The organism is Borborobacter arsenicus, assembly GCF_003934165.1.
In the GTDB taxonomy this organism is placed as follows: Bacteria; Pseudomonadota; Alphaproteobacteria; order Rhizobiales; family Rhizobiaceae; genus Pseudaminobacter; species Pseudaminobacter arsenicus.
The window spans coordinates 200691-216375 of record NZ_RKST01000007.1; the positions used below are offsets into that span (position 1 = coordinate 200691).

Here is a 15685-nt window from a genome sequence, read left to right on the forward strand (position 1 = left end):
CAACCAATATTCATATGCTGCATGAAGCGTCAGGCCCTTTCCAGGGCAAGGGCAATGCCTTGTCCGCCACCGATGCACATGGTGACGAGCGCGCGGCGGGCAGAAATGCGTTCCAGTTCGTAGACGGCCTTGACGGTGATAATGGCACCGCTGGCGCCGACCGGATGGCCGAGGGCGATAGCGCCTCCGTTAATATTGGTCCTGTCAGCCGGCAGGCCAAGCTCGCGCGCGACCGCGCAAGCCTGGGCGGCAAAAGCCTCGTTGGATTCGACAAGGTCGAAATCGTCAATCGTCAGTCCAGTTCGCGCCAGCAGTCTGCGTACGGCCGGTACCGGTCCCATGCCCATTTCCTCGGGATCCACTCCGGCGTGAGCCCATCCGATGATCCTTGCCATTGGCGAGAGCCTGTAACGGTCGATGGCTTTGCTGCTGGCAAGCACGAGCGCCGCAGCGCCGTCATTGATCGACGAAGCGTTGCCCGCGGTAACGGTCCCATCCTTCTCGAAAACCGGTCGAAGCGAGGCGATTTTGTCGATGCTCGTTCCGGGACGAACATTCTCGTCCACATCAAAGGAACGTTCCGTTTTCCCGTCCTTGACCGTGACAGGCATGATCTGACTGGCGAACCGTTTCTCCTCGATAGCCCTCGCTGCGCGCCGGTGGCTTTCGACCGCCAGGGCATCTTGTTCCTCGCGTGAAATTTGCCTGCTGCGGGCCACGTTTTCGGCAGTCACGCCCATATGTCCATGGCCGAAAGGGTCATTCAGAGCGCCGGTCAGCGCATCTACGGCCGCGGTGTCCCCCATCTTCTGGCCCCACCGGGCGGACGATAGGAAATACGGCGCGCGGCTCATCACTTCGCAACCGCCCGCCACGGCCACGTCGCACTCTCCGCCCGCGATTGCTTGTGCGGCGCTGACGATCGCCTGAATGCCCGAGCCGCAGAGCCGGTTCACATTCATCGCCGGCGTCTTGATCGGCAGCCCCGCCTTCAGGGCTGCGACGCGCGCCAGATACATGTCCCGTGGTTCAGTATTGATGACCTGGCCGAAAACCACATGCCCGATGGCCGCTGGATCGACGCCGGAGCGCCTCACGGCCTCGGCCGTGCAGAGAGCCGCCAACTCTGTCGGCGGATGGTTTTTGAGAGCCCCCCCGAACACGCCGATAGCCGTGCGGGTGGCACTTGCGATGAAGATATCCTTGCTGGACGAGGTCATGATCGGGTTTGCCTCGATGAAGTTGAGGGGTAAGGCACGTTGTTTGTGTCGGCCAATCGGCGACCGAGCGCGGCGGCGACTTCCGTCATTGCAGCGGCGGCCCCGGCGTCGGCACTCGAAGCGTTTCCATCCAGGTGGCGCTTCTTGACCCCTTGCGTGATCGCGGCGAAACGAAACGCATGAAACGCCAGCAGAAGGTTCCATTCCCGCGGAAAATCCAGCCGGCTGGATTGCAGGAACGATTGCAGGAACGCGTCTTCGGAGGGAATGCCCTGGCTTTCCCGATCCAGTTCACCCAGGCCCTTCACATAGCCGTCACGGGGAAGGCGCAGCATGGTGCAGAAATAGGCGATATCGACCAGCGGCGTTCCCAAGGTCGAAAGTTCCCAGTCCAGTATGCCGATGATCTTTGGCTGGGAAGGGTGGAATACCAGGTTGTCAATGCGGAAATCGCCATGCACCAGCGCAATGCTGTCGTCTGCTGGCTGCCAGCCAGACAGGCGCACGATCAATTCCTCCATATCGGGGAGGGTCTCGGTTTCGGAGGCGCGATACTGGTCGATCCAGCGCTCGATCTGGCGCTGGACATAGTTGCCGGGCCGGCCATAGTCGCCCAAGCCGACCGCGGTCGGATCGACGCGCGTCAATTCACCCAGAACACGCGCAATTTCCCCATAGTAGTCCGCCCGCTTTTCCCGTGGCATATCTGCAAGAGCGGGGTCCCAGAAGACCCTTCCCTCGAGGAAATCCATCGTGAAGAATGCAGTTCCGATGATGGAGCTGTCCTCGCACAGGATGCCTACATTCGGGACCGGCACGGCTGTCGGCCCGAGCGCCTTCATCACGCGGAATTCCCGCTCCACCGCATGCGCGGAACGCAGCAGAACGCCAAGTGGCTTACGGCGCAGCACATATCTGCCGGATACGGCCTCGATCAGGAAGGTTGGGTTCGATTGGCCACCGGCAAACTTCCTGGCCACCGCCGGGCCGCGAAATCCTGGCAGATGCGCCTCCAGATAGGGGACAAGCCGATCGAGATCGAGTAGCGGCCCGCTCATGCCTGCCGCGCCATTCCGTGTTGCCGCAGAAGATGACGACCAAGGGTCATCAGGTGGACGGCATCCGGACCGTCGGCGATACGGATCGTGCGTGCATATTTCCAGGCCTCCGCCAGGAACGTGTCCTGGCTGACGCCCATGGCGCCGAAGAGCTGGATCGCCCGGTCGATCACCGTCTGCGCCATGGACGGCGCGACAATCTTTATCATGGCTACCGCATCGCGCGCCGCCTTGTTGCCCTCGCGGTCCATCCTGTCGGCCGCCGCAAGCGTCAGCAGGCGGGCCTGCTCTATCTCGCAGGCGCTGCGGGCGATGTCCTCGCGCACCGTGCCCTGTTCTGCCAGCGGCCTGCCGAATGCGACCCGCTGATGGGCGCGCTGGCACATTAGTTCGAGGGCGCGCTGCGCGCAACCGATCAGCCGCATGCAATGGTGGATGCGCCCTGGTCCGAGACGACCCTGCGCAATCTCGAATCCACGTCCTTCGCCCAGCAGCATGTTCTCACGGGGTACCCGCACATTCTCCAGGACGATCTCCGCATGGCCATGCGGCGCGTCGTCATGCCCGAACACCTGCATCGGACGGACCATCGTGACGCCGGCCGTCGCGGTCGGCACCAGGATCATCGATTGCTGCTTGTGGCGTTCGGCATCCGGGTCGGACTTTCCCATTACGATCATGATCTCGCAACGCGGATCGAGTGCGCCGCTCGCCCACCATTTGCGCCCGTTGATGACGTAGCTGTCCCCGTCCGCTACGATGGAACAGCGCACATTGGTCGCGTCCGACGAGGCCACCTCAGGCTCCGTCATGCAGAAGGCTGATCTGATGCGGCCCTCGAGCAGCGGTTCGAGCCAGCGCTTCTTCTGCGCGCTGGTCCCGTAGCGCACGAAGACTTCCATATTCCCCGTATCGGGGGCGCTGCAGTTGAAGACTTCCGCACCGATCATCGAACGCCCCATGATCTCGCTCAAGGGCGCGTATTCGAGATTGGTCAGGCCTTTGCCATAGTCGGATTGCGGTAGCCACAGGTTCCAGAGTCCTTGTTCCCTGGCCTTTGCCTTCAGCTCTTCCATGACCGGCGGGATCGTCCACCGGTCCGCTGCCGTCATGACATGGGCATGATAGGAGGCTTCGGCGGGATAGACGTGTTCTTCCATGAACGCCGTCAGGCGATCGGCGATGGAACGCGTCCTTTCAGACAGGGTGAAATCCACAGCGGGTCTCCTCAATACGGTCTCAAAAGCTTTTCAGCAAAGCTCCGCCTTCCACGGCCAGAACCGATCCGGTGATGAAATTGCCGGCATCGGAGGCGAGAAGCAGGATCGGTCCATCGAGTTCATCGAGCGTTCCCAGCCGGCGGGGGAACAGCTTCTCGACATAGGCTTGGCCCTGCGAACTCGAAAAGAAATCGGAATTGATCTCGGTCTGGAAATAGCCCGGAGCGATCGCATTGACCCTTACACCCGAACGACCAAGTTCCATTGCCATCACGCGAGTCAGTTGCAGCACTCCGGCCTTGGCCGACGCATAGTTTGCCTGGTTCTTCTGCACGCCTATTGCGAGTGCGGAAGCGATGTTGATGATCGAGCCTTTGCCTTGGCGCGCCATGATGCGCGCTGCCACTTGCCCAACCCGCCAGACCCCGGTAAGATTGGTTTCGACGACGCGGCTCCAGGCCTCCTCCGTCATTTCGAGGAACGAAGCCGTATCCGCTATTCCTGCATTGTTGACGAGCACATCTATCGCTCCGAATTCCGCCACCGCAATCTCGAAGCCACGTTCGACACTATCACGATCGGTGACGTCCAACTCGACGCAAAGCGCCCGTCCACCCATCTCTTCGATCGTCTTGCGCGTCTCGTCGAGCTGGCCGAGGCGACGGGCAGCGAGAACGACAGCGGCACCTGCCGACACCAGGGTGAGCGCGATATGACGACCGATGCCGCTCGATGCTCCCGTCACCAGTGCCGTCCGGCCCGCGAGCGAGAAGCGCGATTGGTTGTCCAATTCCACGAAGGGCTCCCTTTGATTGCGGCGGCCTGCTAGAGGCCAATGCAGTCGCGCAGACTGCGCTTCAGTACCTTGCCATTCGGATTGCGGGGCAGCCCTTCCGTGAGGAAGGTCACGAAATCGGGGACCTTGTAGTCCGCCAGATGCGCGCGGCAGTAGTCGCGGATAGCGTCTTCATCCATGCCGGCGTCCTTGCGCACGACGAAGACATGCAGCTTCTCGCCGAGGACGGCGTCAGGATGTGAAACGGCTGCAACCTCGACCACTCCGGGGTGGCGCGACAGAACGTTTTCGACCTCGATGCTGTAGATCTTGTAGCCGCCGCGGTTGATGACGTCGATCTTGCGGTCGAACAGCCGGAGCATTCCGTCGGCATCGACGGAGCCGATGTCCCCGGAACGCCAGTAGCCGTCGACGAGGGACGCGCGGGTCGCATCTTCCCGCTCCCAGTAGCCGCGGATCGTCATGGGGCCGCGAACCCACACCTCCCCGGCCTGGCCTGTCGGCAGCTCCCGGCCGTCGTCATCCATGATGCGCAGGTCGCCACAGGGCACCGCGGCGCCGACGGAATCTAGACACTGGCGCGTATGGCCCACGGGAACGACGCTGATGATCGTCGCGCACTCGGTCGAACCGTAGGCATTCAGCAGATGCAGATCTGGAAGGCGCTCGGCCATTGCCTCGATGCTGGACTCCGGCATCGGCGCGCCACCGAAGCCGCCGATGCGCCACGATGACAGATCCAACCCGCTGAAGTCACCACGAAGCAGGATGAGGTTGTACATGGCTGGAACGAGAACAGTCGTGGTCATGCGCTCCCGGCTGGCCAGTTCCAGATAGGCCGCCACGTCGAAGCTGCGCATCATTATGGTGCATCCAGCCACCTGAATCATGCTGGTAATGATCGCCACGAGGCCCGTCACATGCGATGCGGGCACCGCAAGAACGGAGCGTTCTCCACTTTCGTAATTCCAGCATTCCTGGAAATGCATCGAGGAATGTATGATATTCACATGCGAAAGCACAGCTCCCTTGGGCTGCCCGGTCGTGCCGGATGTGTAAAGGATGACCGCCCCGTCTTCCTCGGAAACCACGGCAGGGGCCGACCGTTGCTCGCTTGCCGCGACAGCATCGAATTCCTCCGCGCCCGCAGCCGGCCCGCCGACGCAAACACGAAGCTTGAGGTCCGGCGCCTCACCAGGCGCGGGAACGCGCCCGATCAGATCTGCCTCGAAGATCACCGCGCTGGCCCGGCAGTTGCCGAGAATGAAAGCGATATTCGATCCGGACTCACGCGTTCCTATCGGAACCGAAATGGCGCCGACGCGGCTAATCGCCAGGAAGGCGACGACGAACTCCAGGCGGTTGACAAGGAGCAGGGCGACCCGGTCGCCTTTCGCGATCCCTCGCGCCGACAGGCCGGAGGCCACGCGCTCGACCAGAACATCAAGGTCGCCATAGGACAAACGGCGTTCGCCATCGACCACAGCCTCGGCGTCTCGAGCCCGTTCCATGGCCGCCTTTGCCATCGCATAGATCGAACCTGGCCGATCACGATAGCAAGGCACGACCCTGCCGCCGAACAACAGTTCGCGACGCTTTGGAAATCTCTCCTCCCAACGGAACGCCAAGGGGCCTCCTTCAGACTCGGTCTTCCCGAGAAATTCCATTCTACAACATGAGTGTTGGTAAATGACACACAATTCATTCAGGCGCAAGCTCTGGTTCAGGCCGCGCGCCGATCCTCGTGCACTACTCCGGCGTCCGCCTCGGGGTATCGATGTTCGATCAGTCCGCATGCACATGATGTTTATGGGCGGGCGGCGTGCCCGGCAGCGCCCCGGCACGGTTCTACTTGTCGCGAACCGGCAGAGCCGCCCTATCGTGTTGTCTTAGCCACATTTCCGGACGGCATGGATCAAGCCGAAACCTGGTCGGGGGCGCATGCAGCAAGTGGAATGGCTGCGGCCGGGCGCTCTTTCAGCGCCCTGCCAGATAAAGCGATTCAATTCGCAGGGGGCGCAATATATCGGTTTGAGCCTTCAATATTGTCGTCAACTCCCAGTGCATGACGAATAAGGGCAGCGGTCTCCAGCATCAATGGAAGATGAATTGGCGTATCATCCCTAACCATTTCCGGAGTCAGCGTGCTCATCGAAAGGGCGCAGATGATACGGCCATTGCTGTCGACTATGGGCACCGCCAATGCGGTCAATCCCTGGATGGCGCCATCTACGAATATCGCCCACCCCTGACTTCTGATCTTTTCAAGTTCGCAGCGAAGTTCATCTCTTGCAGCCTGGACGTTCTCGACATCGTCGCCGAACGACAAGGAGCCTAGCACCTCCTCGATGACGTTCTTGTCTTGATATGCCAGCAGGACCCTTGGCGCAGTTCCGCGATTGAGGGGCAAAGTGCCGCCAACCTGCCACCACTTGATGTCCAGACCATTGATGTCATGAATCCGCTCCAGGCAGATGGCGGAGCGGTTCTGAAACACCGAAAGAATGACGGTAGACTTCGTGGTGTGAGCAAGCTGCTCCATGAAGGGCAGGGCAGCCATGCGCAGATCGTGATGTTCGATGACGCATGACGCCAGGACGCGCATCAACCATCCCAGCGCGTATTTCTGGGTGATGGAATCCTGTACGACAAGTCCTGACTGGATAAGCGTCACAAGAATGCGTCTTGTTGTTCCCTTGTCAAGCTGCGTGGCGCTGCTGATCTCAGACAAGGATTGAATTTTATTTTGCCTGAAGGATTTTATGATTTCTGCTGCTCGTGCAACAGATCTGACACTCATGTTGCTTGCAACCAGCATTAAAAAGGCCTTCTCGAAGTGTCGTTGAATATATCCAGGCGCTCGGGATCTTTCAGCCTGACTGACGCCAGCTTGGGCAGTTCCCCGACCCGTCAGGCAGGTGTTCTGGATACATAGGACAATATTGTCGCGTAGTCATTATAGCCGCAACGTGACAAAGGCGCCGCCTTGCCGGTGACGAACCGCCCATTTTCCAGCAGCCTGTCATCGATATGGACTCCGATCACCTCACCGAGCACCAGATAGGCGTCGCACTCTTGCGCGGCAGCGTCGATCAATCTGGTCACCTGCGTCACCCGGCATTCCAGCGCGGCCGGTGATTCAGCAACGCGCGGCGCAGATACCAGCCTCGATGGGGCTGTCGTCAGTCCGGCAAGCGTGAATTCACTCGCGCCCCGAGGTGATTGCGATGAGGTGATGTGAACCTGATCGATCAAATCGGCAGTTGCCATACTGTAAGTAAATTCCATCGTGTCTCTAATAAAACTCAGCGTGTCTTTGACGCCAATGCTTGAAAACCCGACAATTGGCGGGTTGCTGCAAAAAACATTGAAAAAAGAATATGGCGCCAGATTGATATCTCCCTGCGAGGAAACGGAAGAAATCCATCCGATAGGTCGGGGCGCCACAATCGCATTGATTGGACTGCGCGGTAACTTGTCTGTGTCGCGGTGACGGGGTTCGTAGAACATCGGCGGGTTCCGGCTGGCTATTTCACGATACGAAACGTATTTTGCCTATTGACACGAAAAACGATATGGTTTGATCTGTGGTTGGTCAACTTGGAAAAAGCGCATGCGCATTCTTGAGCCTGTGAGGGACGTTGCCCCCAGCCCGTTAGCCTCGTGCCAGATTGGTGTTGATGTCGGCGGAACCTTTACCGACCTCGTTCTCATCGATGGCTGCGGCGCGGTGCGCTGCGTCAAGGTTCCCAGCACCCCCGGTGAGCCGGCGCTGAGCACTCTTCAGGGTATTGACGAACTGATCGGGCCTGCCGGCGCAAGGCAATTTCAAAGTATTCATCATACGCACAGCAATACCCTTGCGCTGAATACATTGATCGAGAGAACAGGCGCAAATATTGGGATGCTGGTAACGCAGGGGTTTCGTGACCTCATGGAAATCCAGAGGCTCTCCATACCTGACCCGATGCGTTATTCCTCAAGAAGGCCGCAGGCAGTCGTTCCCAGGCGGCTTGTTCGCGAGGTGCGCGAGCGTCTTAATGCGGACGGAAGCATCGAGACGCCATTGGATGCTTCCCAGTTATTGGAAGCGGCTGCCGAGATAGTCGCTGCCGGGGCTCAAGGGATCGTTATTTGTTTCCTGCATAGCTACCGAAGCCCGGTTCATGAGCGCCGGGCAAGAGAGATCATAGGCGAGAAATTCCCGGATCTCCCCGTCGACATTTCGTCGGAGGTCTGGCCGCAGGCCCGCGAGTTTGAGCGCGGAATGCTGGCGACAATCAACTCATATGTCAGGCCCCGAATTGAGCGATATGTGACCGTCCTGGCGCAGGGGCTGCTTTCCCGGTCCATTTCATCCGCGCCGCGCGGCGCAAGGTCCAATGGAGGGCGGGAGCTGCTGTCATCCATGGGTCAAAAGCCTGCGGTGGCTCTGTTTTCTGGTCCGGCGGCCGGTGTGGCTGGCGCAGCTTCCGTTGCCCTCGATGCCGGCTGGGCCGATGCAGACCTCATGACATTGGATATTGGCGGCACCAGCGCCGATATCGGAGTGATAAGGCGCGGAAAGCCGATCCTCAGTTCGGAAGAGCATATTGCGGACTTTCCCATTCTGTTCCCAACGGTTGCGGTTTCGGCGATCGGAGCCGGCGGCGGGTCGATCATCTGGGCTGACCCCACAGGCTCGGTGAAGGTTGGCCCGCGGAGCGTGGGGGCGGATCCTGGCCCTGCCTGCTATGGCCGAAGCGATGCATTGGTTCCCGCCTTGACCGATGCGTTTCTGGTTGTCGGTTACTTGTCTGCCGATCGGAAGCTCGGGGACAAGCTGGTCATGTCCCTGGAGCGCTCGTTGCAGGCCATGTCCAGGCTCGGCGACAGGGTCGGGGTGCCTGCAGAGGGCATTGCCGATGGCGCCATTCAGATTGCCATTGCGATGATGGCAGCGGAGGCGACTTCGACGCTTTCCAGGCGAGGGGTCGATGCGCCGGAGTTCAGAATGGTGGCGTATGGGGGCGCCGGTCCCCTCCTTGGGGCGCTGGTTGCCGAGGAAGTATTCATCGACACCGTGCTCATCCCTCCGCTTCCGGGTGCCCTGAGTGCGATGGGAGCCGCCCGCTCGGACATTCATGGCGATTTCCTCAGGCCCATCTATCAGGAAGTCGAGATCATCGACCCGACACAGTTCGCCAGCCAGCTCGACAGCATAAGTCGCGACGCAAGAGATTGGCTTGGTGAGGAGGTCGAGGGGCTGCCCGTTACCGGCATGAACATCACCTATTCCCTCGACATGAGGTATGAAGGCCAGGGCTTCGATGTCGCTGTCGACATTGATCGGGAAACCTTGGAGCGTTTTGACAGATCCGTTCTTCTGAAGCGCTTTCACGACGCGCATCAAGCGGAGTTCGGCTATGCAAGTGAGAGTGCGAGGGTCTGGATAAAGGAACTGCGGGCTCACGCGGTTGGCTATCTGGCCAAGACAGTCCATGCGCACAAGGGGGCTGAAGCCGCCCAGCCATGTGCCCCCAGGGCGCGTACCATCCGACTGCGCGGCGCGGCCGTCCACGCCTCTGTCTACTCAAGAGAAAATCTGGAGATTGGCAGCCGCCTGGAAGGCCCGGCAATCATCGAGCAGATGGATACCACCACTTTGATACCCGATGGCTGGATTTGCGAGTGTCATCAAAGTGGCGCGTTGGTTCTTCACAGGGCGGGTTGACTATAATGAATGACAAAACCAATGCCATCTCTGTAGAAATATTCTCAAATCTATTTCGAGCAATAGTGGATGAAATGGCGTGGCGTGTGCGCCGCGCGGCTCATACGACTTTTATCCGGGAAACACAGGATTTCGGCACGGCGCTCATCACGCCTGAGGGCGAACAATTCGCGGTTCCGAACAATACCGGCGGGATCTCGCTGATTGGCATTCCGATCAAGCCATTGATTGACGCAATCACCGATTGGCGTCCGGGTGATGTGGCTGTCACGAATGATCCATATTCGTCCGACGGCATGGTCATGCATCTGAATGACATATTCATGCTGAGGCCGATCTTCGTCGACGGCAAGATAATATGCTTTGCATGGGCGTTTCTTCATTGCAGCGATGTGGGAGGCAGCGTTCCCGGCAGTATTGACAGCGAAAATAAAGAGATACTCCAGGAAGGTCTGCGGTTGCCGCCGCTCAAGCTGTATTCGAGCGGGACCGTGAATGAATCCGTCAAGGCCATCCTTCAAGCTAATTGCCGTGGCCCCGACCTGATGTGGGGCGATCTGGCCGCGGTTGTTGCCTCTCTGCATATGGCCGAGACACGTGTACTGCGCCTGGTCGAGCGATATGGAGCCGGTGCTATAAAATCAGCGATGTATTCGGTCCTGGATCGGTCCGAGAAGCTGGCCCGCCTGGCCCTGTCCACGGTCCCGAGCGGAAAATACCGGTTCACTGAATATCTGGAAGATGATTTCAGCACCGATACGCCCGTCCGCTTCTGTCTGACATTGTCGGTTGCGCCGGATGGGCATTGCACCCTGGACTACACGGGATCGGACCCGGAAGTCGCCTCCGCCGTCAATCTGCCAACGGGCGGCCAGAGACATCACCCCATGCTGTCTGTCGCGCTCATGAATTACGCGATCACCAAATCGGCAGACATCGATGTGAATGCCGGGATCATCCGATGCATAGAGCTGGTGCTGCCGGAACAATCGGTCGTAAACGCCGCTTATCCGGCCGCCTGTGGGGCCCGCGTCATCAGCGTCATGAGACTTCACGACCTGACGCTCGGCGCATTGTCAGCCGTTATCCCAGGCAATGTGCCGGCAGCAGGCGGCAGCCAGCTTGCCATCACGTCGCTATCGTTTCACGCGGCTGATGGCGCAAGGCGGGTCGTCAGTGCCAATGCCGTGGTCGGCGGCTCTGGGGCCGGCTGTGGGCTCGACGGCGTATCGGGCACGGATTTTCCGGCTGCAGCCCTGAAGAATGTGCCCGTCGAGGTATTGGAGACCGAAGCTCCCGTTCGCGTCCATAGATTTGGCTTGCGTGCCGACAGCGAGGGGCCGGGCAAATTGCGGGGCGGCTTCGGAATTGAATATGTGTTCGAGATACTTCAGGACGGTGTGACCGTCGTCAGTCGCGGCAAGGATCGCCACAAATTTGCGGCCTGGGGCGTGGCAGGTGGCGGCGCTGCTTCCTGTGCATATGCTTACGTGGCGGCGCGTGACGGACGCCGGAAATCGACTGGCAAGAAGGCGCTCTGGTTTGCCGATCAAGGCGACATCATAACCGTCGCCGGAGGCGGTGGAGGCGGTGTGGGCTTGCCGCATGAACGCGAGCCCGGCCAGGTTTCGAGCGATGTCCTGGACGGCCTGATTTCGGTTGGGCGGGCTCGGGACGTGTATGGCGTGGTCTTCTCGCCGGATGGGTCGCTGGACGTGACCGAGACCGAGCTCTCCAGGAAATACATGAGCGGAACCCGAAGCAGCGATCAATTCGATTGGGGGGCGGGCAGGGATGAATGGGAGCGCCGTTGGGCCGATGCCTATGATGCGGTCCACCTTCGCGCAATCAAGCTGCCGCAAAGGAGCCGACGTGATTTCCAGGTCCGCGCGTTCCTGGCCCTGAGGCAGCAGCACCCGGAAGGCCTCTCGCGCGCAGCGGCCGAAAGATACCTTGACGAATTGCAACGTTGAAAAATGACCGAGCTAAACCTTGCAGGCAAGCCATAAGGAATAGCAGGAGGAGCGCATGAGTAGCCAGATGTTTGAAGATGGACGGTGGCCGGGCCACACTGGCAATTGGGGCCGTTGGAATGATGATCGTGGAACCTTGAACACCATCGATCCATCCGTCGTTCTTCGAGCAGTGAGCACCGTCCGGGAAGGTGTGGCCATTTCCTGCTCGAGGCCGGTGTCGGATCATGAGCCGTTGAGGAGCGGCGGCGAAAAGCCCTTCAAGCACGAAATGCTGACGGCAGGTGTTTGGGATCTTGAACCGGAGCGCACGGAATCGCTCAATGCAAGTGACAGGATCTCTGTGAGAACTCACGGCATGGTCAATACGCATATCGATGCGTTGGCCCATGTGGGCTACATGGGCAAGGGGTTCAACGGCCGTCCCTTTGACGACATGGTCACGATGTCGGAAGGGGTGAAGCACGGCGATGTTGTGTCCGCAGTCGGTACGGTCACAAGAGGGCTGCTTATAGATGTCGCGGCCGCGAGGGGCGTGGACCATATCGAGCCGGGCGACTGCGCCCGGCCGGAAGACATCGAACCACATCTGTCAATTATCGAGCCGGGCGACGCCGTACTGATCAGGGTGGGTGGAACGCTGATAGGAGGAAGGGCTCCTGTCGCGGGCGAAAATAGACACGGCACCTGGCCTGGCTTGCATCCTGAATGCGTGGAAATGCTCGCCACCCGTGACGTCAGCTTGCTTGGTTCCGACACGGGCAACGATGTGTTCCCGTCACCCTATGAGCACATCTGTCGTTCGCCGGTGCATACGCTCGCTCTCGTATATTACGGCATTCATCTTATACATAATCTAGATTTAGAAAAGCTTGCGAAAGAACTTCTTCGGCACAGTAGAACTCACTTCCTTTTCGTGGTTTCGCCGTTGCACCTTGTGGGGGCGACAGGATCGGTGGTGGCGCCGGTGGCGGTGATCTGATGCGGGATAAAACAATGTCGCAGGACACACTGATAGTCTGGACCGGCCGCGCTCTCTTCCTTGGCTTATGGATGGGCGCTTGGGAATGGATTGCCAGGACGGAGTTGCTTCCGCCAGCATTCATTGGAACGCCATCCAAATTTATCCGACAATTCTGGATTAGCCTGTGGGATGGAAGTTATCTGGAAGCAACCATTGTGACAATGCAAGCCACTTTGGCGGCGTTCGTAGTAGGCGCAGTCGCTGCACTGCTTGTCGCCATGGTCATGTCGGCATCGCCAATTATAGGAAAAGTTCTTTCCCCTTTCGTTGACGCATTCAACTCGCTTCCGCGTGTTGCGCTAATACCGTTGTTTATTATCTGGTTTGGCCTGGGCATGACCCAGAAGGTGGCGTCAGGGGTGTCGATAATGTTCTTTATCGTGCTCTCCTATACCATCGCAGGCGCAAAGTCCGTGGACCCGGATCATGTTGTGCTGGCGCGAAGCCTGGGAATCCCGCGCTGGAAGATTTTCACGACCATTGTGATCCCGACTGCTGTTCCGGCCATTTTTTCGGGCCTGAGACTGGGTATGATTTATACGATATTGGGAGTCATTACAGCAGAAATGCTAGCTGGCGGGGAAGGGTTAGGTACGCGTGTAAGTTATTACTCAAATATATTTGATACAAATGGAGTCCTTGCCGTTCTTATCGTACTGGTTTTGCTTGCAAGCGCTGTTTCCTATGTGATGTCCATCATCGAAAATTGGATTGGGCGCTGGAGAAGCATTTAGTAAATCGTAAAAAATGGGAGGTTGAATAGATGAAGTATCGTAGAGTATTTGTCACAATCGCGGCGGTCCTGTCATTGGCTGTGTCATGGACCGCCCATGCGCAAGAGAAACTTGGGACGCTTCGGGTCCATGTGTTTCCTGGCGCTTACACGTCGATGTCGCTGCATGTGGCTCAGGAGAAGGGCTTCTTCACCAAGAATGGTCTGGATGTGGAGCTGGTGCCGGCTCAATCGTCATCCGCTGCCATTGCGGCAATGTTGGGCGGCAGCCTTGATATTGTGGAAAGTGGCGCGGATCTCGTCCTCTCCAGCATCGAGAAAGGAATACCGCTAAAGTACCTGATGGCCAATGAAGCAAAGAACTATGTGACATTCATTGGGTCGAAGGAATTTGTTGAAGCTGCAAAAGGCAAGTCCTATCCGGAAATATTCCGGGAGCTGAAGGGCAAGCGCTTCGGTGTCAATGCCATCGGCGCCACTTTGCACCTGGCAGCGGTCATGATGCTGAAGGAGGCGGGGCTCAGCGAGGGCGACGTTCAATTTGTAGCCACGGGAACGGCGTCAAATACGCTTGCAGCCTGGCAGGCAGGAACGGTGGACGTGCAATTGACATTCCCCCCGGTGCCTCAACTGCTTGGAAAGCTCGGTCTGGCTGAGCCGCTTCTGGTTCTTGCCGATGACGGGCCGGATATCCTCAAGTTCCGCAACCTGTATTCAGGATGGGTCACGACCGAGGGCAATATCAGCGGCAAGAAGAAAGAGATGGACGCCTATATCAGCGCGATGAAAGAGGCAATCGATTGGATGAAGTCGGCGGACAACAGGCAGGAACTTGTTTCGCTGGCCGAGGAACATACGCCGATATCGATGCTCCCTGAAGGAAATGAGCAGGTGCTGCGCGATGTCGTCGATCAGTATGACCGCTTCTGGGGTTATGAAATCAGCTCCGGGACGATCGATCTTTGGAACGAATATGCGGCCCGTAACGGTTTGATTTCGGCTCCTGTCCAATTCGACCGTGTGGTTTATGAAGGTGCTCCGAAGTGTACAGATCCATGTCAATGAGTGCTGATGTTGCTGGCCTGGGGAAAAATCTTTCCCCAGGCCAGGGGATCAAGGTGCATCAGGTCAGCCACATCTATGGTGGTGGAGACCGCGTGGTGCAGGCATTGAGGGAGGTCAATCTCGATATAGAGGTTGGTTCGTTCGTCAGCCTCGTTGGTGCAAGCGGTTGCGGCAAGACGACCTTGCTGGACATCATGTGCGGTCTGACGGAAGGGCAGCAGGGGACGGTGACCGTCGGTGGTTTGCCGCCCAGGGCCGGACGCCCTGATACCGCCCGGATGTTTGCTCGGGACGCGCTGCTGCCTTGGCTGACGGCTGAGCAGAATGTGGACTATGCGCTCAAGACCAGGATCGCCGACGCGGCGACGCGCCGACGCAGGATAGCTGCCCTTCTGGCTGCCGTTGGACTCGGGGATTTTGCGCATGCATACCCAAGGCAACTTTCACAAGGGATGCGCCAGCGGGTCGCTTTGGTCCGGACGTTTTCGTTGCATAGCGAATTCGTTTTTCTGGATGAGCCATTTGGCGCGCTCGACGCACTCACGAAGATCACGCTCCAGGAGGAGTTGATCAGACTGTGGAGCGAAACCAACTCGACAGTGGTTCTTGTCACTCACGATCTGTCTGAGGCTGCTGCGTTGTCGGACCGAGTGGTGGTGATGTCGCCCCGTCCGGGACGTATAGTGGCTGATGTGAAGATTGATATTCCGCGGCCACGACGCGTCAAGGATCTTCATTCCAATCCGGAGTTCCATGAAATCGTTGCCGATCTGTGGGCGCGGCTTGAATAGAGGTTCACCGTGCAAAAATGTAGGGGCTTCATGCTCGCCGATAGCCGCGTCGTTGTGTTGACATAAAAAAACTAATCAGCATACTCATGATG

The 15685-nt window shown here is 58.7% G+C and carries 13 protein-coding genes; 6 read left to right on the top strand and 7 right to left on the bottom strand.

The features are described 5' to 3' along the window. Nucleotides 1-29: 29 nt before the first annotated feature. From bktB to EET67_RS13255, 7 genes are all read right to left on the bottom strand, one after another. Complete coding sequence (bktB, locus tag EET67_RS13225; RefSeq protein WP_128626642.1) at nucleotides 30-1220, bottom strand: beta-ketothiolase BktB; 1191 nt, start codon at nucleotides 1218-1220, stop codon at nucleotides 30-32. Beyond that, nucleotides 1217-2278: a phosphotransferase gene (locus EET67_RS13230; RefSeq protein WP_128626643.1), complete on the bottom strand. Its 1062-nt coding sequence runs from the start codon at nucleotides 2276-2278 to the stop codon at nucleotides 1217-1219. Before EET67_RS13230 ends, bktB begins: the two co-directional genes overlap by 4 nt. After that, complete coding sequence (locus EET67_RS13235; protein ID WP_128626644.1) at nucleotides 2275-3495, bottom strand: acyl-CoA dehydrogenase family protein; 1221 nt, start codon at nucleotides 3493-3495, stop codon at nucleotides 2275-2277. Before EET67_RS13235 ends, EET67_RS13230 begins: the two co-directional genes overlap by 4 nt. A 22-nt stretch (nucleotides 3496-3517) precedes the next feature. After that, on the bottom strand, nucleotides 3518-4294 hold the full coding sequence (locus EET67_RS13240) for an SDR family NAD(P)-dependent oxidoreductase (RefSeq protein WP_245450900.1): 777 nt from the start codon (nucleotides 4292-4294) through the stop codon (nucleotides 3518-3520). 29 nt (nucleotides 4295-4323) lie between these two features. Further along, nucleotides 4324-5922, bottom strand: a complete 1599-nt coding sequence (locus EET67_RS13245) for a class I adenylate-forming enzyme family protein (RefSeq protein WP_245450902.1) — start codon at nucleotides 5920-5922, stop codon at nucleotides 4324-4326. 374 nt (nucleotides 5923-6296) lie between these two features. Next, nucleotides 6297-7112: an IclR family transcriptional regulator gene (locus EET67_RS13250; protein ID WP_128626646.1), complete on the bottom strand. Its 816-nt coding sequence runs from the start codon at nucleotides 7110-7112 to the stop codon at nucleotides 6297-6299. Between the two features lie 92 nt (nucleotides 7113-7204). Further along, a complete protein-coding gene (locus tag EET67_RS13255; protein ID WP_128626647.1) occupies nucleotides 7205-7804 on the bottom strand; it encodes a flavin reductase family protein in 600 nt (199 codons plus the stop codon). Between the two features lie 103 nt (nucleotides 7805-7907). Here EET67_RS13255 and EET67_RS13260 point away from each other — a divergent pair, with 103 nt between their 5' ends. The 6 genes from EET67_RS13260 to EET67_RS13285 are packed head-to-tail and all read left to right on the top strand — an operon-like array spanning nucleotide 7908 to nucleotide 15593. Then, entirely contained in the window at nucleotides 7908-10007 is a 2100-nt protein-coding gene (locus EET67_RS13260; RefSeq protein WP_128626648.1) for a hydantoinase/oxoprolinase family protein, read from the top strand. A 5-nt stretch (nucleotides 10008-10012) separates the two neighbouring features. Beyond that, the gene (locus EET67_RS13265; protein WP_165899895.1) at nucleotides 10013-11980 is read left to right on the top strand and encodes a hydantoinase B/oxoprolinase family protein; all 1968 of its coding nucleotides are present in this window, start codon (nucleotides 10013-10015) and stop codon (nucleotides 11978-11980) included. 55 nt (nucleotides 11981-12035) lie between these two features. Then, nucleotides 12036-12962, top strand: coding sequence for a cyclase family protein (locus tag EET67_RS13270; protein ID WP_128626650.1), 927 nt, complete (start codon nucleotides 12036-12038; stop codon nucleotides 12960-12962). Nucleotides 12963-12976: 14 nt separating this feature from the next. Then, nucleotides 12977-13738 (top strand): ABC transporter permease, encoded by a 762-nt coding sequence (locus EET67_RS13275; RefSeq protein ID WP_165899896.1) that lies wholly within the window; start codon nucleotides 12977-12979, stop codon nucleotides 13736-13738. Between the two features lie 29 nt (nucleotides 13739-13767). Next, the gene (locus tag EET67_RS13280) at nucleotides 13768-14802 is read left to right on the top strand and encodes an ABC transporter substrate-binding protein (RefSeq protein WP_128626652.1); all 1035 of its coding nucleotides are present in this window, start codon (nucleotides 13768-13770) and stop codon (nucleotides 14800-14802) included. After that, complete coding sequence (locus tag EET67_RS13285; RefSeq protein ID WP_128626653.1) at nucleotides 14799-15593, top strand: ABC transporter ATP-binding protein; 795 nt, start codon at nucleotides 14799-14801, stop codon at nucleotides 15591-15593. The genes EET67_RS13280 and EET67_RS13285 overlap by 4 nt, the downstream gene beginning before the upstream one ends. Nucleotides 15594-15685: the final 92 nt, after the last annotated feature.